General features: G+C 66.0%; 21 protein-coding genes, 1 tRNA gene and 1 riboswitch. Of the genes, 15 read left to right on the forward strand and 7 right to left on the reverse strand.

The genetic code is table 11. The annotated features are described in order from the left end of the window. Positions 1-15 precede the first annotated feature (15 nt). Positions 16-122, forward strand: a riboswitch (TPP riboswitch). A gap of 98 nt (positions 123-220) precedes the next feature. Further along, positions 221-1,672, forward strand: coding sequence for a sodium:solute symporter family protein (locus H4P35_RS10115; RefSeq protein ID WP_226848881.1), 1,452 nt, complete (start codon positions 221-223; stop codon positions 1,670-1,672). Positions 1,673-1,677: 5 nt separating this feature from the next. Here the strand turns inward: H4P35_RS10115 and H4P35_RS10120 are convergent, their stop codons facing one another. After that, positions 1,678-1,899, reverse strand: a complete 222-nt coding sequence (locus tag H4P35_RS10120; protein ID WP_226848883.1) for a plasmid stability protein stbC — start codon at positions 1,897-1,899, stop codon at positions 1,678-1,680. Positions 1,900-2,172: 273 nt separating this feature from the next. Here H4P35_RS10120 and H4P35_RS10125 point away from each other — a divergent pair, with 273 nt between their 5' ends. After that, positions 2,173-2,841: a DUF6088 family protein gene (locus tag H4P35_RS10125; RefSeq protein ID WP_226848885.1), complete on the forward strand. Its 669-nt coding sequence runs from the start codon at positions 2,173-2,175 to the stop codon at positions 2,839-2,841. A gap of 26 nt (positions 2,842-2,867) precedes the next feature. Beyond that, a complete protein-coding gene (locus H4P35_RS10130) occupies positions 2,868-3,914 on the forward strand; it encodes a nucleotidyl transferase AbiEii/AbiGii toxin family protein (RefSeq protein ID WP_226848887.1) in 1,047 nt (348 codons plus the stop codon). Positions 3,915-4,193: 279 nt separating this feature from the next. On the opposite strand, the gene H4P35_RS10135 is transcribed toward H4P35_RS10130, so the two are convergent. The 5 genes from H4P35_RS10135 to H4P35_RS10155 all read right to left on the reverse strand — a co-directional run bounded on the left by H4P35_RS10135 (position 4,194) and on the right by H4P35_RS10155 (position 7,361). After that, positions 4,194-4,269: transfer RNA gene (locus tag H4P35_RS10135), tRNA-Ala, on the reverse strand. 70 nt (positions 4,270-4,339) lie between these two features. Then, positions 4,340-5,122, reverse strand: coding sequence for an exodeoxyribonuclease III (gene xth, locus H4P35_RS10140; RefSeq protein ID WP_226848888.1), 783 nt, complete (start codon positions 5,120-5,122; stop codon positions 4,340-4,342). A 327-nt stretch (positions 5,123-5,449) separates the two neighbouring features. Then, entirely contained in the window at positions 5,450-5,671 is a 222-nt protein-coding gene (locus H4P35_RS10145) for a hypothetical protein (protein WP_063952506.1), read from the reverse strand. A gap of 86 nt (positions 5,672-5,757) precedes the next feature. After that, the gene (locus H4P35_RS10150) at positions 5,758-6,540 is read right to left on the reverse strand and encodes a 3-oxoacyl-ACP reductase (protein ID WP_226848889.1); all 783 of its coding nucleotides are present in this window, start codon (positions 6,538-6,540) and stop codon (positions 5,758-5,760) included. Positions 6,541-6,557: 17 nt separating this feature from the next. Then, complete coding sequence (locus H4P35_RS10155) at positions 6,558-7,361, reverse strand: FadR/GntR family transcriptional regulator (RefSeq protein ID WP_056316345.1); 804 nt, start codon at positions 7,359-7,361, stop codon at positions 6,558-6,560. A gap of 289 nt (positions 7,362-7,650) precedes the next feature. Between H4P35_RS10155 and H4P35_RS10160 the strand changes: the two genes are divergently transcribed. Further along, entirely contained in the window at positions 7,651-9,087 is a 1,437-nt protein-coding gene (locus tag H4P35_RS10160) for an aldehyde dehydrogenase family protein (protein WP_174245458.1), read from the forward strand. 100 nt (positions 9,088-9,187) lie between these two features. Then, on the forward strand, positions 9,188-9,892 hold the full coding sequence (locus tag H4P35_RS10165; RefSeq protein ID WP_062840838.1) for a riboflavin synthase: 705 nt from the start codon (positions 9,188-9,190) through the stop codon (positions 9,890-9,892). A gap of 72 nt (positions 9,893-9,964) precedes the next feature. Here H4P35_RS10165 and H4P35_RS10170 read toward each other — a convergent pair whose 3' ends face one another. Then, complete coding sequence (locus H4P35_RS10170) at positions 9,965-11,461, reverse strand: M81 family metallopeptidase (RefSeq protein ID WP_226848890.1); 1,497 nt, start codon at positions 11,459-11,461, stop codon at positions 9,965-9,967. 306 nt (positions 11,462-11,767) lie between these two features. Here H4P35_RS10170 and H4P35_RS10175 point away from each other — a divergent pair, with 306 nt between their 5' ends. From H4P35_RS10175 to H4P35_RS10220, 10 genes are read left to right on the forward strand one after another with little or no spacing between them, the layout of a single operon-like run. Continuing rightward, entirely contained in the window at positions 11,768-13,201 is a 1,434-nt protein-coding gene (locus tag H4P35_RS10175; RefSeq protein WP_226848892.1) for an amidase, read from the forward strand. Between the two features lie 59 nt (positions 13,202-13,260). Continuing rightward, positions 13,261-14,844 (forward strand): ABC transporter substrate-binding protein, encoded by a 1,584-nt coding sequence (locus H4P35_RS10180; RefSeq protein WP_226848894.1) that lies wholly within the window; start codon positions 13,261-13,263, stop codon positions 14,842-14,844. Between the two features lie 18 nt (positions 14,845-14,862). Next, the gene (locus H4P35_RS10185) at positions 14,863-15,804 is read left to right on the forward strand and encodes an ABC transporter permease (protein ID WP_062840841.1); all 942 of its coding nucleotides are present in this window, start codon (positions 14,863-14,865) and stop codon (positions 15,802-15,804) included. Positions 15,805-15,812: 8 nt separating this feature from the next. Further along, positions 15,813-16,676 (forward strand): ABC transporter permease, encoded by an 864-nt coding sequence (locus H4P35_RS10190; protein ID WP_062840842.1) that lies wholly within the window; start codon positions 15,813-15,815, stop codon positions 16,674-16,676. A 6-nt stretch (positions 16,677-16,682) separates the two neighbouring features. Then, positions 16,683-18,335 (forward strand): ABC transporter ATP-binding protein, encoded by a 1,653-nt coding sequence (locus H4P35_RS10195; RefSeq protein WP_226848896.1) that lies wholly within the window; start codon positions 16,683-16,685, stop codon positions 18,333-18,335. A gap of 11 nt (positions 18,336-18,346) precedes the next feature. Then, complete coding sequence (locus H4P35_RS10200; protein ID WP_226848898.1) at positions 18,347-19,273, forward strand: glyoxylate/hydroxypyruvate reductase A; 927 nt, start codon at positions 18,347-18,349, stop codon at positions 19,271-19,273. Between the two features lie 45 nt (positions 19,274-19,318). Beyond that, positions 19,319-20,299 carry an alpha/beta hydrolase fold domain-containing protein gene (locus H4P35_RS10205; protein ID WP_226848900.1) on the forward strand — a complete coding sequence of 327 codons (981 nt, stop codon included), beginning with the start codon at positions 19,319-19,321 and terminating at the stop codon, positions 20,297-20,299. An 8-nt stretch (positions 20,300-20,307) separates the two neighbouring features. Beyond that, on the forward strand, positions 20,308-20,946 hold the full coding sequence (locus H4P35_RS10210) for an FMN-binding negative transcriptional regulator (RefSeq protein ID WP_226848902.1): 639 nt from the start codon (positions 20,308-20,310) through the stop codon (positions 20,944-20,946). Between the two features lie 17 nt (positions 20,947-20,963). After that, positions 20,964-21,707, forward strand: coding sequence for a class II aldolase/adducin family protein (locus H4P35_RS10215; protein WP_062840847.1), 744 nt, complete (start codon positions 20,964-20,966; stop codon positions 21,705-21,707). Continuing rightward, complete coding sequence (locus H4P35_RS10220) at positions 21,704-22,906, forward strand: alanine--glyoxylate aminotransferase family protein (RefSeq protein ID WP_226848904.1); 1,203 nt, start codon at positions 21,704-21,706, stop codon at positions 22,904-22,906. Before H4P35_RS10215 ends, H4P35_RS10220 begins: the two co-directional genes overlap by 4 nt. The last annotated feature ends 63 nt before the right edge of the window (positions 22,907-22,969 follow it).

The following is a 22,969-nucleotide window of genomic DNA, read 5'->3' on the forward strand; positions in this document are numbered from 1 at the left end:
CTCTCCTAACCTTGCGGCAATTCCTGGGGGAGCCCTGCATGGGCTGAGATTCCGCGGCAACGCGGTAACCCTTTGAACCTGATCCGGGTAATGCCGGCGAAGGGAAGGACTCCGCAAGTCTCGCGCGCCCTCCCTGATTCCACTCATCTTGCGGCCTTCCGACGGCGGGCCGCCGCGTTACGCGTGTGGCCGCAGGCCGCCCGCGGGAGGACCGACCTTCATGTTGACCCAAACCACCGCCCTGATATGGCTGTTGCTGTTCTCGGGCGGCTTTGCCGTGGCCAGCGTGCTGTACACCCGGCGCAAGCGCAGCACGCTTGAAGACTACATCGTCGCGCGCAACAGCCAGGGGTCGTTTGGCACGATCCTCACGCTGATGGCGTCCACGCTGGGCGCCTGGATTCTCTTCTCGCCCGCGCAGGCGGCCACCTGGGGCGGCCTGGCCGCCGTGATCGGCTACGCGCTGGGCTCGATGTCGCCGCGACTGGTCATGATTCCGCTGGGACGCCGCATGCGCGAACTGATCCCGCACGGTCACACGCTGACGGAGTTCCTGATGGCGCGCTACGGCCGGCCCATGTATGGCCTGGCGCTGTTCATCATGCTCTTTTATCTCTTTATCGCGCTGTCCGCCGAGGTCACGGCCATCGCCAAGCTGGTCGCGATGCTGGCGCCCGTGCCGCTGTGGACCACGGCCGCCATCGTGATGGGGACGACCTTGCTCTACACCACCTACGGCGGGCTGCGCTCTTCGATCTTCACCGATCAGGTGCAGATGATGATCATCGTGCCGCTGCTGGTGGTGTTGTGCGTCGTGGGCTGGCAGGCGGCCGGCGGCGCATTGCCCACCATCGAGGCGCTGCAGGCCAAGGCGCCGCAACTGCTGGATGTGACCGACCCGGTGGGCGTGAAAGCCGGCCTGACCTTCTTTGTCGCCATCCTCTTGACCGGCATCTTCCACCAGGGCAACTGGCAACGCATCTACGCCGCGCGCGACGCGCGCACGATGCGCAACGGCTTTCTGCTGGGCGGCGTGCTGGTGGCGCCGTTCATATTCCTGATGGGCCTGTTCGGCCTGGCGTTTGTCGGCCTGGCCCCGGCGGGCGACAGTTCCATTGCGCTGTTCAGCGTCATCATGCCGCACGCGCCGGTGTGGTTCGTCGTCGCCCTGATCCCGCTGGGCCTGGCGCTGGTCATGAGCACCGCCGACACCGCCATCAGCGCGGTGACCAGCATCATCGCGGTCGATCTGCGCCGCCTGATGCCCAACGCCACCGCCGGCACCATGAAGCGCCTGGCGCGCTCGCTGGTGCTGCTGATGGCCATTCCCGTCATGATCGTGGCCTCGCAGGGCTACAGCGTGCTGTACCTGTTCCTGCTGGCCGACCTGCTGTGCTCGGCCGCCGCGTTCCCGGTGTTCTACGGCCTTTTCAGCCGCAAGCACGACGGCTTCACCGCCACGCTCTCGACCATCACCGGCCTCGTCGCCGGCCTGTTCTTCTTTCCCGCACCGGGCGACAAGCCCGTGTTCCTGCTGGAATCGTTCCTGCTGGCGGCGTTTGTGCCGGTGGTGACGACGGTGCTGATCCGGCTGTTGATGCGCGGACGCAAGGAGTTTGATTTTGCGACGCTGAGCGGGGCGGTGCGCAGGTTGGATCAGGAGCGGGTTTGAGGGGATCATCGAAAATCCATCGGGATGGCAACTTCTTTGTCGCGAACCCGATTGATGCATTCGATCTCTTTTTCACTCAATGACCCGGCTTTACGAGCGATGGATGCCAAGGCAGAGCCAACCTTGAGGCGTCCATCCAAGCGCGCTGCCTCTTCGAGACTGCTGCAAACTTCTGCTTCGATACTTCCGCCATGCTTGGCGTTGTGCTCGGGTAGGGTGCTCCGCATCTTGTCGTGAATCCTGTCTGCGTGTCATTTTGGATCTGGTATCCCTGTCACGCGCTTGGCCGATGTGGAGCGCGGACGTCTGTGGGGAATGCCGCCGAATTGATAGCGATTGTGTGCTTCGGGAGGCAAAGTCGCTACGCCAGCCCTGGAAAAGTCGGACGTAGAGAAATATCTGCGAATGCAAGACCGTTGCCCGACATTTGCCCACAAATTGCGGCTCGATATTGTCATCCGTCCGAAAAAGATATACAAATATCGGACAGACATGCCCATATGAACGATATCAAGACTCAAATCGTGTCCTGCCTGGATGCCGCCAAACCTGGGCATGTCTGGGGGGCGTCGGATTTTGCCCACTTGGGGGCGCGCGATGCCGTCGACAAGGCGCTACAGCGCCTCGTGGCGGCTGGGCGATTGCGCCGGGTCGACCGCGGGCTGTACGACCGGCCAAGAATAAACAGCCTGACAAAAGCGGCAACAGCTCCGGATTACCGCGCCGTTCTGGATGCCATTGCCCGCCGTGACCAATTGCGCTTGCTGGTCGATGGCATGACCGCAGCCAACGATTTGGGACTAACCCACGCGGTACCGGCGCACGTCACGATTCATACCGACGCGCGGCGGCGGACCATTCAGGTAGGCAATCTGATGATTCGGTTCAAGCTGACGGCCCCAAGCCGATTGTTCTGGGCCGGCCGGCCTGCAATGCGTGTCGTGCAGGCGCTGCACTGGCTCAAAGATACGCTGCCCGCCAACAAACCGAACGTCCTTAAACGGCTGTCTGCAATACTGGATGGATCTCCTCAAGGAGAAGCCATACGCCAAGACATACTTGCAGGGTTCAACACCTTGCCGGCATGGATGCAGGACTTGGTCCGAGAATTGCCGGGGTGTGATCCCCAGATGGGTACATCCAAGGCGACAATGCCGGTCTCCAGATAGCGCCAATCACGCCGTGGGACCTTGGCATGAATTTGAACTTCCAGAGGGTCATTCAGGCAAGCGACGCCGAGCGTCGAGGCCTGTTTTTCGCTACGGCCACGCGTTTGGGCACTGCGGTTCAGCATGTGGAAAAGGATTTTTGGGTGTGCTGGGTTCTAGATGCGCTGTTCAACGGCTTGCCAGCCGAGGGACCGCGGTTGCTGTTCAAAGGCGGCACTTCCCTATCCAAGTCATTTGGACTGATTTCGCGCTTCTCCGAGGACATCGACATTACGGTATTTCGCCACGATATCGGCGAAGCGATTGAGGCTTCCACCCTCCACGCCATGAGCGGCAAACAACGGCGCATTCGTCTCAATCGCATTCGCGATGCCTGTCAGCAATACATTGCGGAGGTGATGGCCTTGCATCTGGACGAGATTGCGGCTCGGGTCATGCCCGTCGGCCATTTTCGTGTCGAATTGGACCTCGAAGATCCCGACCGGCAGACGTTGTTGTTCTGGTATCCCGCCGTGACGACGGTAGAGGGGGGCTACATTCGCTCCGCCGTAAAGATCGAAGCAGGCGCCAAGTCGGCGCTGGACCCGCATGCAACGGCTACCGTCGTTCCCTATATTGCTGACGATCTGCCCTACCTGGACATGGCCGTACGCAACGTTACGACAGTCAAGCCAGAACGCACTTTTTGGGACAAGATCATCATCTTGCACGGAGTGCGCCAATGGCATGACCGCCGGGGAGAATTACGCCAAGGCGGACAGCGCGTCTCACGGCACTTTTATGACATCCACCGCCTGTTGCAGCATCCGGAAATAGACATCTGGTTGGCCAACCAGCATTTGGCGCAGGACTGCGCGCTGCACGCCCGGCTGTTTTTCGGCAGCGGCGATCTGGGGTTGGAATTGGCTGCGCGCGGCTCATACACTTTGGTGCCGTCGCTGCCTATGAGCGAATCGTTAGAGCGTGATTACGCGGCGATGGGCGGAATGGTTTTTGGCGCGTTGCCTGAGATCCATGATGTGTTGCAATCCATTGATGCGCTGGAACGTCGCCTCAATGCGAGGGAGGGGTAAGAAAGAGGAGTGAGCGCTGCATGAGATCAAGCCAGATACCCGGCAATGCGCAGGCTCTCCGCTTTGAGCAGAACAGCAAGGGCCGAGATCTCGCTGTCGGTGACATCCATGGCCATTTGTCCGGCTCAACGGGGCGCTCGCTACCACCAGATTTTCCTTCGACCAGGATCTACTGTTCGCCGCCGGGGACCTCGTTGATCGCGGGCAGGAGAAATTCAGTCTGCAGAAACAAAAAAGCCTTGGCACACAAAAGTGTCCAAGGCTTTTCCGTCTGGAATTTGGTGGAGCGGAGGAGGATCGAACTCCCGACCTTCGCATTGCGAACGCGACGCTCTCCCAGCTGAGCTACCGCCCCAAATCAAGCAAGAGCAGAAATATACAGGAATTCGGCCCCGCTACGCAACACGGGACGGCACTAAATTTTTTCAGACGAATTGCAGGGTGGCGATGACCGGCGCGTGGTCCGAGGGCTGCTCGTTGCGGCGGGGTTCCTTGTCGATGACGCAGGCGACGCAGCGCTTGACGAGCGGGGCGGACAGCAGCACGTGGTCGATGCGCAGGCCGGCGTTGCGGCGGAAGGCGAATTGGCGGTAGTCCCACCAGCTGAACGACTTTTCCGGTTGCTCGAACAGGCGGAACGAGTCGGTCAGGCCCAGGTCGATCAGCGAGCGCAGCGCCTGGCGTTCGGGTTCGGACACCAGGACCTGGCCTTCCCACTTTTCGGGGTTGTGCACGTCTTCGTCGGCCGGGGCGACGTTGTAGTCGCCCAGCACGGCAAGGCGGGGGAATTGCTTGATCTCGTCGGCCAGCCACTTGCGCATGGCTTCGAACCATTCCAGCTTGTAGGCGTACTTGTCGGAGCCGACCGACTGGCCGTTCGGGCAGTAGGCGCAGACGACGCGCACGTCGCCCTCGGGGCTGGGGAAGGTCAGGGCCAGCACGCGTTGCTGCGAATCCTCAAAGCCGGGAATGTTGCGCACCATCGTCGTGCCGGGCATGCGCGAGATGATGGCGACGCCGTTGTAGGTTTTCTGGCCGGCCCAGACGGCGTGATAGCCGGCTTCCTTGAACGCCGCCTCGGGGAACTTGTCGTCGGTGAGCTTGAGCTCCTGGATGCACAGCACGTCGACGGGATTGGCGGCAAGCCAGTCGAGGACCTGTTGCAGGCGCACGTTCAGGGAGTTGACGTTCCAGGTGGCGAGTTTCATGTTTTCTTCAGACCGTTTATTCAGGCGGTTCTTGGCGGTGGCGCCTTCCAAAACCCCGGTCTAGCTACTCATCTGGCTACGCATCCGGGGCGTGGTTGGCATTCGCCGGGGATAAGGCCAGATGATACCCGCTCATGCTGTCTTCTTCTGCTTGCTGAACTCCGCAAGGTCCGCAAGGTGTCTGACACCCTGGGGAGACGATCCTCAGTTCGTGGCGGCGTCCCAACGGGTGTCAGACACCGGCCAGCGAAGCTCCACCGTCGCCGCAAGGTGTCCGACCCCTTCAAGCAAAAACCCCGATTCCTGCGAATCGGGGTTTTTCTTTTGCTACTCACTGATGTGATTGAACTCGACCGAGCCCGGTTCGATGCCGCCGCGCCGCAGCCGGCCGTCGACATCGTCCGGATTTCCACCCGCCGCGTCTGCCGCCGGCAGGTCCAGCCAATTTGCCAGTTCCTGCTTCGCCTGCTGGCTATCGGAGATCCCGCCATTGACCAGCGCCACGCCGTCGCTGCCGTCGAGCTTTCGATAACTGATCTGTGTCTTCATCTTGCCTCCTGGGTTGCGGTGGATTGCTGGTCCACCGTAACACACGACGCGTTGGCGCCATCCGGGGGGCAACCCGGAGGTGACGGTCAGCCCTTGACCAATCCGCCATCCACAATCAGGTTTTGCCCGGTCACCGCGCGTGACCACGGGCTGGCGAAGAACAGGACCGCGTCGGCGAATTGTTCCGGCGTGGTGACCTCGCGCAGCGGAGTGCCGGCGGCGATCATGTCGAAGACGGCGTCGGGGGTGGCGGCGGAGGCGTCGGTGGTGCGCAGCAGGCCGCCGGACACCATGTTGACGGTGATGCCGTCGGCGCCCAGCTCGTGCGAGAGCGTGCGGGTGAAGGCCAGCAACGCGGCCTTGGCGGCCGTGTAGTCGTGGTACGGCACGACCGGGTTCTGGACGAGGTTGGTGCCGACGTTGATGATGCGTCCGCCGCCGGCGGCGCGCATGCCGGGCAGGGCAGCTTGGGTGGTGTTCAGCGCGGCGCGCACGCTGCCTTCGAGCTGGGCGTTCATCTGCGCCCAGTCCAGCGTGTCGGCGTGGGGGCGGGCATCGCCATTGAACTGGAAGGCGGGCAGCGCGTTGTTGACGATGGTGTGGACCGGTTGGCCGAAATGCTGGCTGGCGCGGGCGACCATGGCGGCGACGTCCGCGGGGTCGCGCACGTCGGCCTGCACGGCCAGGGCGCGGTCCGGGGCGGTGGCGGCAAGGGCCTGCGCGCTGTCGGCGCTATTCAGGTAGTTGATGACGACCTTGGCGCCTTCACGCAGAAAGGCCTGCGCGATGGCGGCGCCCAGGCCGCGGCTGGCGCCGGTGACGATGACGAGTTGCTGGTCCAGGGTGGGTTGCGGGCGTTGCGATGACATGAATTGAAGCTTCCTGCTTAGTGTTCCGAGCCGCTGTTGAGCATGCGGCTGCGGGCTTTTTCGATATGGGCGCGCATGACATTGCGGGCGCCCTCGGCATCCTGATCGCGGATCAGTTGATAGATGTGGCGATGTTCGTCGATGGCGGCGCGCGTGCGCTTCCAGGGTTCGCTGTGGACCAGGTGGCGCATGACGTTCACGGCGTGGCTGACGTCGTACTCCAGCGACTTGAGCACCTGCACGAAGCGCTGGTTTCCGGTGGCGGACGCAATGGCGCGGTGAAACCCGTAGTCGTGATGGTGGGCGATGGCGCCGGACGCGTCGGCCTCTTCGTAGCCGGTCAGCATGCGGTCCATTTCCTGCAGGTCTTCGGGCGTGCGGCGCAGCGCGGCAAGGTGGGCGCATTCCGGCTCGATCACCATGCGCAGTTCCAGGCCTTCCAGGATATGGCCTACGCGGCGCGCGGGGTCCACGGCGGGCATGCCGCCCATCAGGTCCGGTTTGGACTTGACGTAGGTGCCGGAGCCGCGGATCGAGTCCACGAGCTGATCTTCGCGCAGGCGGTCCAGCGCCTGGCGCACGACCGGCCGCGACACCTCGAAGAGGGCGGCCAGTTCCAGTTCGGTCGGCAGCTTGTTGCCGGGCGCGATCTTGCCGGTGGCGATCGCGTAGAACAGGCTTTCGTAGACGCGCTCGGCAAAACGCTCGGCGCGCACGTAGCCCAGGCCGGACGCCACTTCGGCCAGCACGTCCAGTTCGGGACGGGGGCGGGTGGCTGCGGCCAGCAGCGATTCCAGCTGCGGGTCACGCACGTTGCTCATCGGACGCTCCTTGAAGTGGGGACGGGTTGTCATGCGGCATGACTTCCACGCAGGGCGCTAAGCCCCTGAAATGTTAGGGATAACCCGATCATCCAGAAAAATATCCTGAACCTTGGGATAAAAGCTGTCATTCCAATTGACAAGTTACGGAGGGCTCCCGTACCTTGCCATCACACCACAACGCCCGCGCGCATGACGCGCGGGCGGCGCGGCTGGCCCTCTGCCGGCAAGCGCCTGGAGACACGCAGATTCCCCCAACCGGCCGTTCGGCCGCTACTTTACTCCGCACATCGTGACTCAGAAGAACTTTATCGCCAACCAATGGGTGGCCGCGGCCACCGGTGAAACCATTCCCGTCCTGAACCCGTCCGATGGCAAGCCTTTCGAGGAACTGGCCCGCTCGAACGAGGCGGACGTGGACCGTGCCGTCAAGGCCGCCCGCCAGGCCTTCGAGGGCGAGTGGGGCCAGATGGCGCCCGCCGTGCGCAGCCGCCTGTTGATGAAGATCGCCTTCGCGCTGCTGGACCGCCAGGAGGAACTGGCGCAGCTGGAGTCGGCCGACACGGGCAAGCCCATCAAGCAGGCGCGCGCCGACGCCGCCGCGGTGGCGCGCTACTTCGAGTTCTATGCCGGCGCGGTCGACAAGCTGCACGGCGAGACCATTCCCTACACGCCCGGCTTCACGGTGCTGACCGTGCGCGAGCCCCACGGCGTGACTGGCCACATCGTGCCGTGGAACTACCCCCTGCAGATCTTCGGCCGCAGCGTCGGCGCGGCGCTGGCCGCGGGCAATGCCTGCGTGGTCAAGCCCGCCGAGGACGCCTGCCTGTCGCTCCTGAAGCTGGCCGAGATCGCCGCTGAAGTGGGCCTGCCCGCCGGCGCGCTGAACATCGTCACCGGGTACGGCCATGAGGCGGGCGCCGCGCTGTCCGCGCATCCCGGCATCGATCACATTTCGTTCACGGGCTCGCCGCAGACGGGCAAGATGGTGGCCCATGCCGCCGCCGAAAACCACGTGCCCGTCACGCTGGAGCTGGGCGGCAAGTCGCCGCAAATCGTGTTTGACGACGCCGACCTGGACGCCGCGATGCCGGTGCTGCTGGGCGCCATCATCCAGAACGCCGGCCAGACGTGCTCGGCCGGCAGCCGGGTGCTGATCCAGCGCGGCGTGTACGAAACCGTGCTCAAGCGCCTGTCCGACGCGTTCTCGGCCACGGTGACCGGCCCGGCGGCGGCCGACCTGGATGTGGGGCCGCTGATCAACGCCCGCCAGCAGGACCGCGTACGCGGCTTCCTGGCCGAAGCCGAAGCGCAAGGCATGAAGGTCGCGGCGCGCGGCAAGCTGAAGGACGGCACGCCCGAGGCCGGCTTCTACCAGCCGCCCGTCCTGTTCCGCGACGTGCCGCCGGACAGCCGCCTGGCGCAGGAAGAAGTCTTCGGCCCGGTGCTGGCCGCCATGGTCTTCGACACCGAGGAAGAAGCGCTGGAAATCGCCAACGGCACGCTGTACGGCCTGGTGGCCGGCGTGTGGACGCGCGATGGCGGCCGCCAGATGCGCCTGGCGCGCAAGCTGCGTGCCGGCCAGGTGTTCGTCAACAACTACGGCGCGGGCGGCGGCGTGGAGCTGCCGTTCGGCGGTTCGCGCCAGTCGGGCTATGGCCGCGAGAAGGGCTTTGAAGCGCTGTACGGCTTCACGTCCTTGAAGACCATCGCGATCCGCCACTGATCGCGGGCGGGGCGGCGGCCCTGACCAAGGACCCGGGCAAAATATCGGTTAACGTTGATGTTTTGCTTCCGGGGCCTGCCGCCCCGCATTCAGGATCCGTATGTTCACCGGTATTGTTCAAGGCACCGCGAAGATCGCAAAGATCGCGGATCGCGAAGGCCTGCGCACCTTCACGCTGGATTTTCCCCCTGGTTTCTGCACTGACCTGGCCATCGGCGCCAGCGTTTCGACGGATGGCGTCTGTCTGACCGTCACGGAAATCCTGTCCGAGAACCAGGCCACGTTCGATGTCATGCTGCAAAGCCTGGCGATCACCACGCTGGGCAGCTACGCCGAGGGCGACAGCGCGAATGTGGAGCGCGCGGCCAAGGACGGCGCCGAGATCGGCGGCCATCCGCTGTCCGGCCATGTGGACTTCACCTCGCAGGTGCTGATGGTGAAATCGTCGGACACCAATCGCCTGATGCGCTTCAGCATCCCCGAGGCCTTTCGCAAATACGTGTTCGCCAAGGGCTACATCGCCATCAACGGCGCCAGCCTAACCGTGTCGGAAGTGAACCGCGCAGAGGGCTGGTTCGAGGTCTGGCTGATTCCCGAGACGCGCCGCACGACGGTCTTCGAGGACAAGCAGGTGGGCGATGCGGTCAACATCGAGATCGAACGCAGCACGCAGGTTATCGTCGACACCGTGCGCGAAACCGTTCAGGAAAGCCTGGGCAAGCTGCAACCGCTGCTGGAAGCGATCCTGAAGGAAAAGGGACTGACGCTGGAGGACTTCGTCAGCCCGCAGGGCAAGCTGAAGTAATACTGCCCAAGCGCGGCCATCGTGGCCGCCCTGACTGCAATGGCCGGCACCTTCGCGCCGGCCATGTCGTTTTCACGCCGTCCTGAACGGCTGCCCCTGCGGCCGCACCCGCATCCCGGGCTCAAGCCGCGTCCACGGCAGATCCGCGGGATCCGCCTGCATCGGGCCGGGCGCCTTGGCCACCAGCACCTCGTGCGCGATCGGCTGGAAGTCGGCCCGGAAATGCACCGAGCTTTTCACCACCAGGATCGCCATCTGTTCGGGCTGCACGCCGCCGACGCGGAAGAGGTTGCGGTCCAGCATCTGCGCCTTGCCGGCGCTGGCCACCACCCGCACGCCGCCGATCCGCAGCGTGGCCGTCGCGCCCAGGTCCACGTCCATGCCGTTCATCATCGGCCCGTCAAATCGCAGCTTGCCGTCCGATAACGCCTCGACGACGAATTCGCCTTCGAAGGCGGCGTCGCCCGCGACGCCGGACTGCCCGCCCAGACTGAGCGCAACCGTGGCGCCGACACCCGCCTGCGTGGCGCGACGCACCGCCTCGGGGTCGTACATCAAGCCCAGCGCCGCGTTCTGCGCGTCGGCTTGCACGAGCGCGCGCAGCATGCCGGTGGTGTTGGCGTCGCCGCCAGCGCCGGGGTTGTCTTGCGTATCGGCGATCACGACGGGCCGCGTGGCGCCAGCGGCGAGGGCCTGCGCGCGGCGCACGGCTTCGGCCGGTTCCAGGAAATCAGGCGACCACTCGGGTTCCAGTTCCAGCACGCGCGCATACAGCGATTCTGTGACTGCTTCAACCGCGGCGGCGTCCGTGCCGTAGGCCCACACCACCGGCCCGCACTCAGGGAAATCCGCCGCCGGAAAGCCCGGCGCGAAAGACACGGAGGCAACCCCCGGCGTCTGTTCCAGTTCGCTCAGCAGCGCGTATACGCCCTGCGAGGGTTGCAGCATCGTGCACATGCCGTTGATGGGAATCAGGAAGGGCAGGCGGCGTTCGCTGCGGGTCCATTGTTCTCCGGCCTGAATGCGCGCCATCAGCAGCCGCGCGGCCAGCACGCCGGTATCGGCCATGTCCACGTGCGGATAGGTGCGAAACGCCACCAGGCCGTCCGCGCTTTGCAGCATCCGCGCGGTGACGTTGGCGTGCAGGTCCAGGCTGGCGACCACGGGCACGCCGGGTCCCACGATCTCGCGCACGCGGGCCAGGAGTTCGCCTTCGCCGTCGTCCAGGTGCTCGGTGACCATGGCGCCATGCAGGTCCAGGTAGATGGCGTCAAAGCCGCCGGCCCGCACCGCGTCCAGGATCTCGCCGGCAATGCGCTCGTAGGCATCGCGCGTCACGTGGGCCGACGGGCTGGCGCCCGCCCAGATCACCGTCTGCACGGTGTGGCCTTCAGCCGCCACGGCATTGATGAAGCCGCCGGCCGGGATGTTGACCTCGCGCAGTGCCAGCATGTCCGCGCCGCGCACCATCGCGGGAAAGCCTTCGCCGCGCACGAAATTGTCGTAACCCGCCTTGGAGGGCGCAAAGGTGTTGGTCTCGTGCTGGAAGCCAGCAACCAGGATGTGCATGAGCGTTTTTCCTTGCCGTGTGAGAGAGGGGGAATGCGAGCGTTCGGAAATTATTGGGGGCGGCGCCGCGATCAGCAATACCGCTGTCCACGCCCGAACGTGACAACGCATCCACAAGCCCGCCAGCGCGGGAAATCCCTGATGAATCGCGCGTTGCGTGCCTCGAAGTTGCTCGCTTAGAATATTTTTATGTACTACATCAGTATTGCTAAGCAATACTTCAAACGTAGGCAGTAAATCAGGGCATCGAATCGGATGCGGGCTATCGCGCCGGCCACCCAGGCGCATCAAGGTTGCAGGGAAGTCATGCGGACAGACGAGTACGAAGAGCAGGACGGTTTGGCGTTGGCGGGGCTGGTTGCACGCGGCCAAGTCACGCCGGCCGAGCTGATGGAATGCGCGTTGCAGTTGGCCGAGGAACGCGGTGCGCCATTGAACGCGCTGACCTATGTGCAGCGCGAAACGGGGCGCAAGCTGGCGCGCGACTGGACCGAACGCGGCCTGTTCCGCGGCATTCCCTTCCTGCTCAAGGATTCGGGCCTGCCGAGCATGCGATTTCCGTCCAGCCTGGGTTCGGCGCTGTTTGACGACACGGAATATACGTTCGATGCGACGCTGGCCCAGCGCTTCGAAGCGTCGGGACTGATTCCATTCGCGCGGACCACGGTATCCGAGCTGTGCATGGGGCCGTCTACGGAGGCGCGCCGCAACGGCGGCGCCACGCTGAACCCGCGTGCGCTGGACCGGTCCGTCGGCGGTTCCAGCGGCGGTGCGGCGGCAGCGGTGGCGGCGGGCATCGTGCCGGTGGCCCACGGTAGCGACGGCGGCGGATCGATCCGCATCCCGGCGGCTTGCTGCGGGGTGTTCGGGCTCAAGCCCAGCCGGGGACGAGTACCGATGGGACCTGCGCGCGGCGAGGGGTGGGGCGGCATGGCGTGCGAAGGCGTGCTGACGCGCAGCGTGCGCGATACCGCGGCGGCGATGGACGGCATCAGCGGTTATGCCGCGGGCGCGCCCTATGCCGCGCCGCCCGCGCCCGGGTCGTATCTGGATTCCGTGCGCGAGCAGCGCCGCGAGCCGCTGCGCATTGCCCTGTGGCGCCAGGCATGGAACGGGATCGCCATCGCGCCGGAATGCCTGGCAGCGGTTGAGCGCACCGCCCGCCTGTGCCGGGAACTGGGGCACGAAGTGGTGGAAGCGCCTTTGCCGGATCTGGACTATTCGGGATTCGTCCGCGCCCACGGCACGGTGCTGGCCACCAACATCGTGCTGGCTGTGCAGACGCGGCTGGCGATCCGCGGCCGCGAACTGCGTGACGACGACCTGGAACCGGTCATCCGCGACGGCCTGTCGGTCGGACGCGAACTGACGGCCACGCAATATGTGGATTCGATCAACCGATTCCACGCCATCGGACGCGCCATCGAGGCGGCCATGACGGATTTTGACCTGGTGCTGACGCCCACGCTGGCGCAACTGCCGGCCAAGCTGGGGGATCTGGCGCTGGAAGGCGAGTTCTGGGCGTTCCGCGAAAAGGTGTCTCGCTACGCGACATTCCTGGCGGTGATCAATGCTTCGGGCCAGCCGGCGGCCAGCCTGCCGCTGGACTGGACGGAATCGGGTGTGCCGGTGGCCAGTCAGCTCATCGGGCATTTTGGGCGCGAAGACCAGATCCTGCGCCTGGCCGCCGAGCTGGAGCGCGCGGCACCTTGGGCGGGACGGCAGATACTGCTGCCCTGATCCGCACCCCGGCCCGCGGCACGCTGCCGGCGCCGGACCAAACCATAAAAGGGGAATAAATGAAGCGATCCTTTCTGTTTTCCGCAGCAATGTTCCTGGCCGCAGCCGCACCGCTGGCCGCCGCGCCGGCCGCCAGCCACGCCGAGACCACGGCAAAGTTCGTGATGCATGCACCGCTGCGCGTGCTGGATCCGATCCTGACGTCGGCCTATGTCACGCGCAACCACGGCTATCTCGTGTACGACACGTTGTTTTCGATGGACGCCTCGGGCCGGCCCCAACCGCAGATGGTGGACTCGTGGACGGTGTCGGAAGACGGCATGACCTATGTATTCAAGTTGCGCGCCGGGCTGGTGTTTCATGACGGGGCGCCTGTCACGGCCGAAGACGTCGTCGCGTCACTGCAGCGGTGGCAGGCTGGCGACGCCACGATCGGCAACCGGCTGAAAAACGCCACGGCCGAACTGGCTGCGTCCGGCCCGGATACCTTCACGCTCAAGCTCAAGTCGCCCTACGGGCTGGTGCTGGAGTCGCTGGCGAAGGAGAGCTCGCCGGTGCCGTTCATCATGCCCAAGCGCATCGCGTCCGTGCCGGCTTCACAGGCGATCAGCGAGACGATCGGCTCCGGTCCCTACAAGTTCGTGCAGGCCGATTTCCAGGCTGGCGTGAAAGCCACCTACTTGAAGTTCGACGGCTACGTGCCGCGCAAGGAACCGGCCAGCGCGTTCGCTGGCGGCAAGGTTGTCACCGTGGACCGGCTGGAACTGCTGAACATCCCCGACAGCCAGACGGCGGTGAACGCGCTGCGCAATGGCGAGATCGACTTTCTGGAAGACGTGCCGCCCGACCTGATGCCGCAGCTGAAGGACGCCAAGGGCATCTCGCTCAAGTCTTATGGCAAGAACTCCAATATGTTTACCTTGCGGATGAACTGGCTGCAGGCGCCGTTCAATAACGTGAAGGTGCGCCGTGCGGCGCTGGCCGCCTTGTACCAGGCGGACTATCTGGATGCGCAGATCGGCGATCCGGACGTCTATCAGGTCTGCGGCGCGGTCCTGACCTGCGTGTCGCCCTATGCGTCCGAGGAAGGCGCCACCCAGATCAAGACGCCGGACCTGGCGCACGCCCGCAAGCTGTTGAAGGAAAGCGGCTATGCCAACGAGAAAGTGGTGGTGCTGCATCCGACCGACCTGCCCATCTTCGCCAACATTGCGCCGGTCACGGCGCAGGCGCTGCGCAGCATCGGCATGAACGTCGAGATCCAGTCGATGGACTGGGCCACGCTGCTCAGCCGCCGCAGCAAGAAAGAGGGCGTTGATCAGGGGGGGTGGAGCATCTTCCAGTCCAATATGTCCAGCCTTGACCTGATCTCGGCGGTCGGCAATCCCAATCTGGACGGGCGCGCCGACTCGACCTATCCCGGCTGGACGCACGACGCTGTCATGGACGAACTGCGCAGCCGCTTCGCTGCCGCCCGCACCGAGGACGAGCGCCGCGAACTGGCCCAGGCCATCCAGCGCCGCAACTACGAACAGGTGATGTACGTGCCGCTGGGCGGGTACTCCAAATTCAAGGGCTACAACGCCAAGTTCGCTGATCTGGTCGATGCGCCGATTCCGCTGTTCTGGACCTCGCCCAAGTAGCGCAAGGGGATCTCCATCATGCTCAACCTGATCTTCAAGCGCGTGCTGGCCGCCATCCCCGTGATGCTGGTGGTGGCCACCGTGGTGTTCCTGCTGCTGCGGCTGGCGCCGGGCGATCCTGCCCGCGTCATCGCCGGCGACATGGCCAGCGAGCAGGCGGTGGCCGAGGTCCGCGCCGAAATGGGCCTGGACCGTCCGCTGGCCACGCAATATGCCCTGGCGATGGGCGCACTGCTCAAGGGCGACCTGGGCTCCTCGATCATTTCGAAGGACCCGGTCACCACGCTGATCGGCCAGCGGCTGGGGCCGACGATGGCGCTGGCGATCTGCGCGATCCTGCTCACCATCTTTGCCGCAATTCCGCTGGGCGTCTTTTCCGCCTGGTGGCACAAGGGCCTGTTCGACCGCGTGACGCTGGCGGTCACGGTGCTGGCGTTCTCCGTGCCGGCGTTCGTGGTGGGCTATCTGCTGATCCTGGCGTTCTCGGTGAAGCTGAACTGGTTTCCGGTGCAAGGCTATGCGGGACTGGCGTCGGGCTTCGGCACGTTCCTGTACCACATGGCGCTGCCCACCATCACGTTGGCGACCGTGTTCGTGGCGCTGATCACGCGCATTACGCGCGGCAGCATGCTGGAAGTGCTGGGCGAAGACTTCGTGCGCACGGCACGCGCCAAGGGCGTGCCCGAACGCTACGTGCTGTACCGCCATGCCTTGCGCAACGCCGCGGTGCCCATCGTCACCGTCATCGGGCTGGCGCTCACCACGCTGATCAGCGGGGTGGTCGTTACCGAGACCATCTTCAACATCCCCGGCGTGGGCCGCCTGATCGTCGACGCCGTGCTGGCGCGCGACTATCCGGTGGTGCAGGGCACGATCCTGTTCTTCTCGTTCGTGTATGTCTTCATCAACCTGGCGATCGACCTGCTGTATGTCGTGCTCGATCCGCGCATCCGCTACTGAGGCCGGACATGACCACAACTGCTCTGGACCGTCCCCGTTCCTTCTGGCCCGCGCTCACGCGCGATCCGCTCATGTTCACCGGGCTGGCGCTGCTGGCCGCGCTGGTGGGGCTGGCCATGCTGGCGCCCCTGATCACCTGGCATGACCCCGCCGCGCTGGCGCCCCGGATGCGGCTCAAGCCGGTCAGCGCCGAATACTGGCTGGGCACCGATTCGCTGGGCCGCGACCTGTTTTCGCGCGTGCTTTACGGCGGCCGGCTGTCGATCACGCTGGCGGCGCTGGTCAGCGTGATCTCGGTGTGCGCCGGCCTGCTGCTGGGCCTCCTGGCGGGCTATTTCCGCCAGTTGGATGCGGTGGTGATGCGCATCATCGACGGCATCATGGCCATTCCCGGCCTGCTGCTGGCCATCGCCATGGTGGCGCTGGGCGGCGCGACCATTCCCACCATGGTGACGGCCATCGCCATCCCGGAGATTCCGCGTGTGGCGCGGCTGGTGCGCAGCGTGGTGCTGTCAGTGCGCGAAGAGCCCTACGTCGAGGCGTCGCTTGGCATGGGCACGCCGACATGGCGCGTGCTGTGGCGCCACGTCCTGCCCAGCACGATCAACCCGCTGGTGGTGCAGGCCACGTTCATCTGCGCCTCGGCAATCCTGATCGAAGCCGTGCTGGGTTTTCTGGGCCTGGGCTTTCCGCCCGAGATCCCCAGCCTGGGCAGCATCATTTCCGAGGGCCGTCCGTTCTTCCAGCGCGCGCCGTGGATCGTCCTGTTCCCGGGCGTCTTCCTGGCGCTGCTGATCCTGTCAGTGAACCTGTTCGGCGACGCGCTGCGCGATCGCCTGGACCCGCGCATGGCGCGTCAACGCAAGGGCTGAAAGCCAATGTCCTCTCATCCCATTCTGGAAATCCGCGACTTGAAGGTCAGCCTGCCCGGCGCCGGTGACCGGCGTTACGCCGCCGAAGGCATCGCGCTGACCGTCAGCCCGCGCGAAATCGTGTGCATCGTCGGCGAATCGGGCTCGGGCAAGTCCGTCACGGCCAGCGCCGTCATGGGCCTGCTGCCCAAGAATGTGCTCAAGCTCGAAAGCGGACAGATCCTCTTGTCGGGCCGCGACATCACGCACGCTTCCCTGGCCGAGCTGCGTGCGCTGCGCGGCGACCGGATGGCCATGATCTTCCAGGAGCCCATGACGGCCCTGAACCCGCTGATGCAGGTGGGCGACCAGATCGCCGAGATCTTCCAGTTCCATGGCCCGTCGCTGTCGCGCCGGGAAGTCGACCGGCGCGTGCTGGCGTTGCTGGCCGATATGCGGCTACCGTCGCCCGAGACGCTGCGTCACGCCTTTCCCCACCAACTGTCGGGCGGGCAGCGCCAGCGGGTGATGATCGCGATGGCGCTGGCGATGGAACCGGCGCTGATCATCGCGGACGAGCCGACCACGGCATTGGATGTGACGTCGCAGGCCCAGGTGCTGCGCCTCTTGCACGGCCTGCGCGAGCGTCACGACACCGGCATCCTGTTCATCACGCACGACTTCGACGTGGTGGCCGAGATTGCCGATCGCGTGATCGTGATGCAGCACGGCCGCATCGTCGAGGCCGGCACGGCTGCCGAGGTGCTGGCCAATCCCCAGCATCCCTATACCCGCAAGCTGATCGACGCGGTGCCCAAAGGCAGGTTCGGCGCCGGCGCGCCCTTGGCCGCAGCCGATCCCGTCATCGCGGTCGAAAACCTGGGCATGCGCTTCGTGACGTCCAGCCTGTTCCGGTCCAAGCGGCGCGAGGTCAATGCGCTGGATGGCGTGTCGCTGTCGCTGGCCCGTGGCGAAACGCTGGGCATCGTCGGCGAATCCGGGTCGGGCAAGACGACGCTGGGCCGGTGCCTGGCGCACTTTGCCCGGCCCACATCCGGCCGCATTGTGATGAACGGCCAGGACGTCTCGAACCTGTCGCGCGCGGCCTGGCGGCAGTGGTGCAAGCGCATCCAGATGGTGTTCCAGGATCCCTACCGGTCCTTCAACCCGCGTCTGACGATCGAAGCCACGCTGTCCGAGGGGCCGCTGAACTACGGCGAAGACCCGGCCCGCGTGCAGGCGCGGATGCGCGACATGCTGGCGCTGGTCAGCATCGATGCCAGCGCGCTCAAGCGCTATCCGCACGAGTTTTCCGGCGGGCAGCGTCAGCGGATTTCGATCGCGCGGGCGCTGATGATGGAGCCGGAAATCCTGATCGCGGACGAGGCGGTGTCGGCGCTGGACGTGTCCGTGCAGGCGCAGATCCTGGATCTGCTGGAGCAGATCCGCGCGCAACTGAACCTGAGCATGATCTTCATCACCCACGACCTGCGCGTGGCCGCCCGGCTATGCCACCGCATCGCCGTGATGCAGCGCGGCCGCGTCATGGAGATCGGCCCCGCCGAGCAGATATTCACGCGGCCCGCCAGCCGCTACACCCAGGAACTGCTGGCCGCCATTCCCGGCAAGGACGGGCTGGGCAGCCGCGATGCGGCCGGACTGGCGTTGGCCGGCGCTTGAAGGAAACCCCAATGACACGCGTTGCCTTGCTGAGCCGATCCGCCAATCTTTCCTACTTTCAGCCGCTGTTGCGGGGTCTGGCGCCCGACCTGGACGTTGCCGTCTGGCCCGATCCGCGCAGTCTGCACGCCGAGGTGGCGGTCTGCTGGAATCCGCCCGTGGGCGTTTACGACGACATGCCAAATCTGAAGCTGATCCACAGCATCGCCGCCGGCGTGGACAACCTGCTGGACGGCCAGCGCACGCGCGGGCTGCCGGTCTGCCGAGTGGTGGATCCGCAACTGGCGCAGGGGATGCTGCAGTACGTGCTGTGGTGCGTGCTGACCTTTCACCGCAAGCTGGATCTGGCGCTGTCCAACCAGCGCGCCGCGCGCTGGAACCGGCCGCCGCAGACGCCGGCCTCGCAATGCCGGATCGGGCTGATGGGCCTGGGCGAGCTGGGCGGCGCCATCGCCGCCGTGCTGCCGGGGCTGGGCTATGCGGTCAACGGCTGGTCGCGCACGCCGCGCGATCTTGACGGCGTGCGCGTCTATGCCGGCGAGGCAGCCTTTGACGAATTCCTGGCCAACACCGATGTGCTGGTGTGCCTGGTCCCGCTGACCGACGCGACCCGCGGCATCCTGAACCGGCGCACCTTCGACGCCCTGCCGCAAGGCGCGGCGGTGGTCAATTGCGGCCGGGGAGAGCACCTGGTCGCGGCGGACCTGATCGACGCGCTGGCGCGCGGGCAACTGCGCGGCGCCGTGCTGGACGTGTTCGCGCAGGAACCCCTGGATCCGGCCGATCCGCTGTGGTCGACGCCGGGGGTGATCGTCACCCCGCACATGGCGACCATGCCCGCGCCCGCCACCGTGGCCGAGCAGGTCGTGGCCAACATCCGCCGGCTGGGCCAGGGCGAGGCCCTGGCCCACACCGTGGACCTGACGCGCGGCTATTGACGCCGCCACCCGTTTTCCGATTGCCAACCCAAGACGAGACATTCCATGTATTTCGAAGATCCCGCGTTCACCATCCCGACCGGCACGCCTGCGCCCCTGGACCCGCAGATCGCCGAGTTCCTGCGGCGCATGGCGGCCGATGCGTCGCAGTATCCCCGCCGCGACACCCTGTCCATCGAACAGGGCCGCGCCAATGCCGAAAAGGTACGCCTGCCGTGGGCCCAGGGCGGCCCGCAGATGGCGCGCACAGCGGAACATCAGGTTGCGACGCGCCATGGACCGGTGCGCGTGCGCGTCTACTACCCGGCCGAGCGCCGGCTGCCGGGCGCCTTCATGTACATCCATGGCGGCGGCTTCGTGCTGTTCAGCATCGACACGCATGACCGCGTGATGCGCGAATACGCCGAGCGCGCCGGGGTCGTGGTGGTTGGGGTGGACTACACCCGCGCGCCGGAGGCCAAGTTCCCGCAGCCGCTGGAGGAATGCGTGGACGTGCTGCGCTGGGTCGCCGCGTCGGCGGGCGAACTGGACATCGACGCCGCGCAGATCTTTGTGGGCGGCGATTCCGCCGGCGCCAACCTGTCCATGGGCACGGCCCTGACGCTGCGCGACGAAGGCGTGCCGCTCATCAAGGGGCTGGTGCTGAACTACGGGGGCTTCGGCAGCAATCTGTTCCGCAACTCGGTCGTGCGGTATGGCGCGGGTGAGTACGGTCTGTCGCTGCATATGATGATCTGGTTCCGCGGCATGCACATCCGCCACGGCAAGGATTTCTTCGATCCGCGCGTGGACATCCTGCGCGCCGACCTGCAAGGCCTGCCGCCGGCCTGGCTGGTGGTGACCGAATGCGATCCGCTGCATGACGACAGCATCGAGCTGGAGCGCAAGCTGCGCGAGGCCGGGGTGGACGTTGCGTCCAAGGTCTACCCGGGCACCGCGCACAGCTTTCTGGAGGCCGTTTCGATTGCCGCCGTCGCGGGTGAAGCCTTCGACGACACCGCGCGCTGGCTGCACGCGAAGGCCTAGGGGACGCCATGTACACCCCGCCGGCCTATGCCGAATCCGATATCGGTGCATTGCACGCGTTCATGCGCACACACAGTTTCGCCACGCTGGTGACCGTGGGCGCGGCGGGCGCGAACGCCACGCACCTGCCGTTCCTGCTGCGCGAGGACGGCGCGTGCGGGACCTTGGTCACGCATCTGGCGCGCGCCAATCCGCAGTGGCGGGACCTGCAGGACGGCGCGCAGGCGCTGGTGCTGTTCCAGGGGCCGCATGCGTTCATTTCGCCCAGCTGGTACGTCAACCGGCAGACGTTCCCGACGTGGAACTACACCGCGGTCCATGCGCGAGGCACGCCACGCTTGATCGAGGCGCCCGAGGCCATCCGCGCGGTGCTGGCGGAAACGGTGGCGCGCTACGACACGCCGCTGGGTGGCGAATGGCGCTTTCCCGAGATGCCCGAGACCCTGACGGCGCCGCGCCTCACCGCGATTGCGGCGCTGGAGATCCCGATTGCCGGGCTGGAGGGAAAGATGAAGCTGAACCAGGACAAATCGGTGGCCGACCGCCTGGGCGTGATCCGCGAGCTGGAACGGTTGGGGGATGCGGCCAGCCTGGCGGTCGCCCGGCTGATCCGCGCCCAGCCGGACCTGGCGGCGGACAACGCCTGATTCCAACCGGAGCTCTCATGACGCAAGCACTCACCGAAGCGCACGTGCGCGACGAACTGGCCGCCCTGTACCGCCTCGTCGCCCACTTCCGCATGACCGATCTGATCGACACCCACATCAGCGCGCGGGTGCCGGGCACGCAGGACCATTTTCTGATTAACCGCTATGGCGTGCTGTTTCACGAAATGCGGCCACAGGACCTCGTGAAGATCGACCTGGACGGCAATCCGGTCGATCCGGGCGACGCCGACAGCCAGCAGGTCAACGCGGCGGGCTTCACCATTCATTCGGCGGTGCATGCCGCGCGCCACGATCTGGCGTGCGTGGTGCATACGCATACTGCGGACGGCATTGCCGTGGCGTGCCAGCGCGATGGCCTCCTGCCGATCACGCAGCATGCGCTGCGCTTCTACAACCGCCTCGGCTATCACGACTACCAGGGCATCGCGCTGGACCTCGAAGAGCGCGAAAGCCTCGTCGCCAGCCTTGGCCCGCACAAGGCCATGATCCTGCGCAACCACGGCCTGCTGGCGGCGGGATCGTCGGTGGCCGAGGCGTTCGTCAATATCTATTACCTGGAGCGCGCCTGCCAGGCGCAGGTCAAGGCCCAATCGGCCGGCGCGCCACTGGTGTTCCCGCCGGAGGCGGTATGCGAGCGCACCGCGAGCCAGTTTGAACGGCCCACCGCCCCGATCTACACGCAGCGGGTATGGACCGCCGCGCGGCGCCTGCTGGAGCCGGACCTGGAGACAATCGAATGAAAGACAGCCTGACGACAGCCCGCGCCGAACTGGCCGGGCCGCAGTTCCTGCATACGCCCGGCCCGACGCACGTGCCCGATGCGGTGCGCGAGGCCATGGGCCGCCAGTGCATGGATCTATCCGATCCGCGGCTGGCCGAATTGGTCGCGGATTGCGAGGCGGGCTTGGCCCGTCTGCTAGGTACGCGGCGCGCGGACGTGCTGATGTACGCGGCCAACGGGCATGGCGCGTGGGAAGCCGCCATTGCCAATCTGGTCCCGCCCGGCGCGCAGGTGCTGGTGGCCGGCAGCGGCCATTTCGCGGAGGCGTGGGCCGTGCATGCCGAGGCCATGGGCGCCACGGCTTTGCGCACGCCGACCCGCCCCGGACAGGCGCTGGATCCGGCCGCGATCGAAGCGGCGCTGCGGGCCGACACGGCGCGGCGTATCGCCGCCGTGTTCGCCGTGCATACCGACACGGCCAGCGGCGTGACCAGCGACATTGCGGCCGTGCGCCGGGCCATGGACGCCAGCGGCCATCCGGCGCTGCTGGTGGCCGACGTGATCGCCTCGTTGGGCGCCACGCCCTTCCGCATGGACGAGTGGGGCGTCAACGTGGCGATCGGCGCATCGCAGAAGGCGCTGATGGGACCGCCGGGGCTGTCCTTCACCGCGGTCGACGCGCGCGCGCTGCAGGCCGCGCAAGCCAATCCCACGCCGCGTGCCTATTGGGACTGGGAGAAGCGCAAGAGCGATCTGCTTTACCGCAAGTTTTGCGGCACGCCGCCGCAGAGCCTCCTGGCGGGCATGCGCGCCGCGCTGGCGCTGATTGCCGCTGAAGGCGAGGAGGCGGTGTTCGCCCGCCACCGGCGCGTGGCGGACGCGGTGCATGCCGCGGTGAACGCGTGGTCGCGCGGCGGCGCGCTCAAGCTGTTCGTGCAAGATCCCGCCGCGCGGGCGGTCTCGGTCACCACGATTTCGGTCGCCGACGGCGTGGACGTCGAAGCCATGCGTACCGTGGCGCGCGAACGCTTTCACGTTGCCGTGGCGGGCGGGCTGGGGCCGCTCGCCGGACGGATGTTCCGCATTGGCCACCTGGGCGACGTGCATCCCGCCATGATCCTGGGCGCGCTGGGCGGCGTTGACGCCGCGTTGCGGGCTTGCGGCATACCCATTGGCGACGGCGCGCTGCTGGAGGCAGTCAAGGCGCTGCACGACTGAATCGGTTTTGCTGGCGCGGCCCTGACCCGGCCGCCATTTCTGCCGTACCTACGATAAGGACAC

The sequence above is a fragment of the Achromobacter sp. 77 genome (genome assembly GCF_020541125.1).
Classification (GTDB): domain Bacteria; phylum Pseudomonadota; class Gammaproteobacteria; order Burkholderiales; family Burkholderiaceae_B; genus Achromobacter; species Achromobacter mucicolens.

What these genes read in the sequence shown, in the direction of transcription:
- H4P35_RS10115 (WP_226848881.1), top strand. Translation starts at nt 221, where the DNA reads ATGTTGACCCAAACCACCGCCCTGATATGGCTGTTGCTGTTCTCGGGC.
- H4P35_RS10120 (WP_226848883.1), bottom strand. Translation starts at nt 1,899, where the DNA reads ATGCGGAGCACCCTACCCGAGCACAACGCCAAGCATGGCGGAAGTATC.
- H4P35_RS10125 (WP_226848885.1), top strand. Translation starts at nt 2,173, where the DNA reads ATGAACGATATCAAGACTCAAATCGTGTCCTGCCTGGATGCCGCCAAA.
- H4P35_RS10130 (WP_226848887.1), top strand. Translation starts at nt 2,868, where the DNA reads ATGAATTTGAACTTCCAGAGGGTCATTCAGGCAAGCGACGCCGAGCGT.
- xth (WP_226848888.1), bottom strand. Translation starts at nt 5,122, where the DNA reads ATGAAACTCGCCACCTGGAACGTCAACTCCCTGAACGTGCGCCTGCAA.
- H4P35_RS10145 (WP_063952506.1), bottom strand. Translation starts at nt 5,671, where the DNA reads ATGAAGACACAGATCAGTTATCGAAAGCTCGACGGCAGCGACGGCGTG.
- H4P35_RS10150 (WP_226848889.1), bottom strand. Translation starts at nt 6,540, where the DNA reads ATGTCATCGCAACGCCCGCAACCCACCCTGGACCAGCAACTCGTCATC.
- H4P35_RS10155 (WP_056316345.1), bottom strand. Translation starts at nt 7,361, where the DNA reads ATGAGCAACGTGCGTGACCCGCAGCTGGAATCGCTGCTGGCCGCAGCC.
- H4P35_RS10165 (WP_062840838.1), top strand. Translation starts at nt 9,188, where the DNA reads ATGTTCACCGGTATTGTTCAAGGCACCGCGAAGATCGCAAAGATCGCG.
- H4P35_RS10170 (WP_226848890.1), bottom strand. Translation starts at nt 11,461, where the DNA reads ATGCACATCCTGGTTGCTGGCTTCCAGCACGAGACCAACACCTTTGCG.
- H4P35_RS10175 (WP_226848892.1), top strand. Translation starts at nt 11,768, where the DNA reads ATGCGGACAGACGAGTACGAAGAGCAGGACGGTTTGGCGTTGGCGGGG.
- H4P35_RS10180 (WP_226848894.1), top strand. Translation starts at nt 13,261, where the DNA reads ATGAAGCGATCCTTTCTGTTTTCCGCAGCAATGTTCCTGGCCGCAGCC.
- H4P35_RS10185 (WP_062840841.1), top strand. Translation starts at nt 14,863, where the DNA reads ATGCTCAACCTGATCTTCAAGCGCGTGCTGGCCGCCATCCCCGTGATG.
- H4P35_RS10190 (WP_062840842.1), top strand. Translation starts at nt 15,813, where the DNA reads ATGACCACAACTGCTCTGGACCGTCCCCGTTCCTTCTGGCCCGCGCTC.
- H4P35_RS10195 (WP_226848896.1), top strand. Translation starts at nt 16,683, where the DNA reads ATGTCCTCTCATCCCATTCTGGAAATCCGCGACTTGAAGGTCAGCCTG.
- H4P35_RS10200 (WP_226848898.1), top strand. Translation starts at nt 18,347, where the DNA reads ATGACACGCGTTGCCTTGCTGAGCCGATCCGCCAATCTTTCCTACTTT.
- H4P35_RS10205 (WP_226848900.1), top strand. Translation starts at nt 19,319, where the DNA reads ATGTATTTCGAAGATCCCGCGTTCACCATCCCGACCGGCACGCCTGCG.
- H4P35_RS10210 (WP_226848902.1), top strand. Translation starts at nt 20,308, where the DNA reads ATGTACACCCCGCCGGCCTATGCCGAATCCGATATCGGTGCATTGCAC.
- H4P35_RS10215 (WP_062840847.1), top strand. Translation starts at nt 20,964, where the DNA reads ATGACGCAAGCACTCACCGAAGCGCACGTGCGCGACGAACTGGCCGCC.
- H4P35_RS10220 (WP_226848904.1), top strand. Translation starts at nt 21,704, where the DNA reads ATGAAAGACAGCCTGACGACAGCCCGCGCCGAACTGGCCGGGCCGCAG.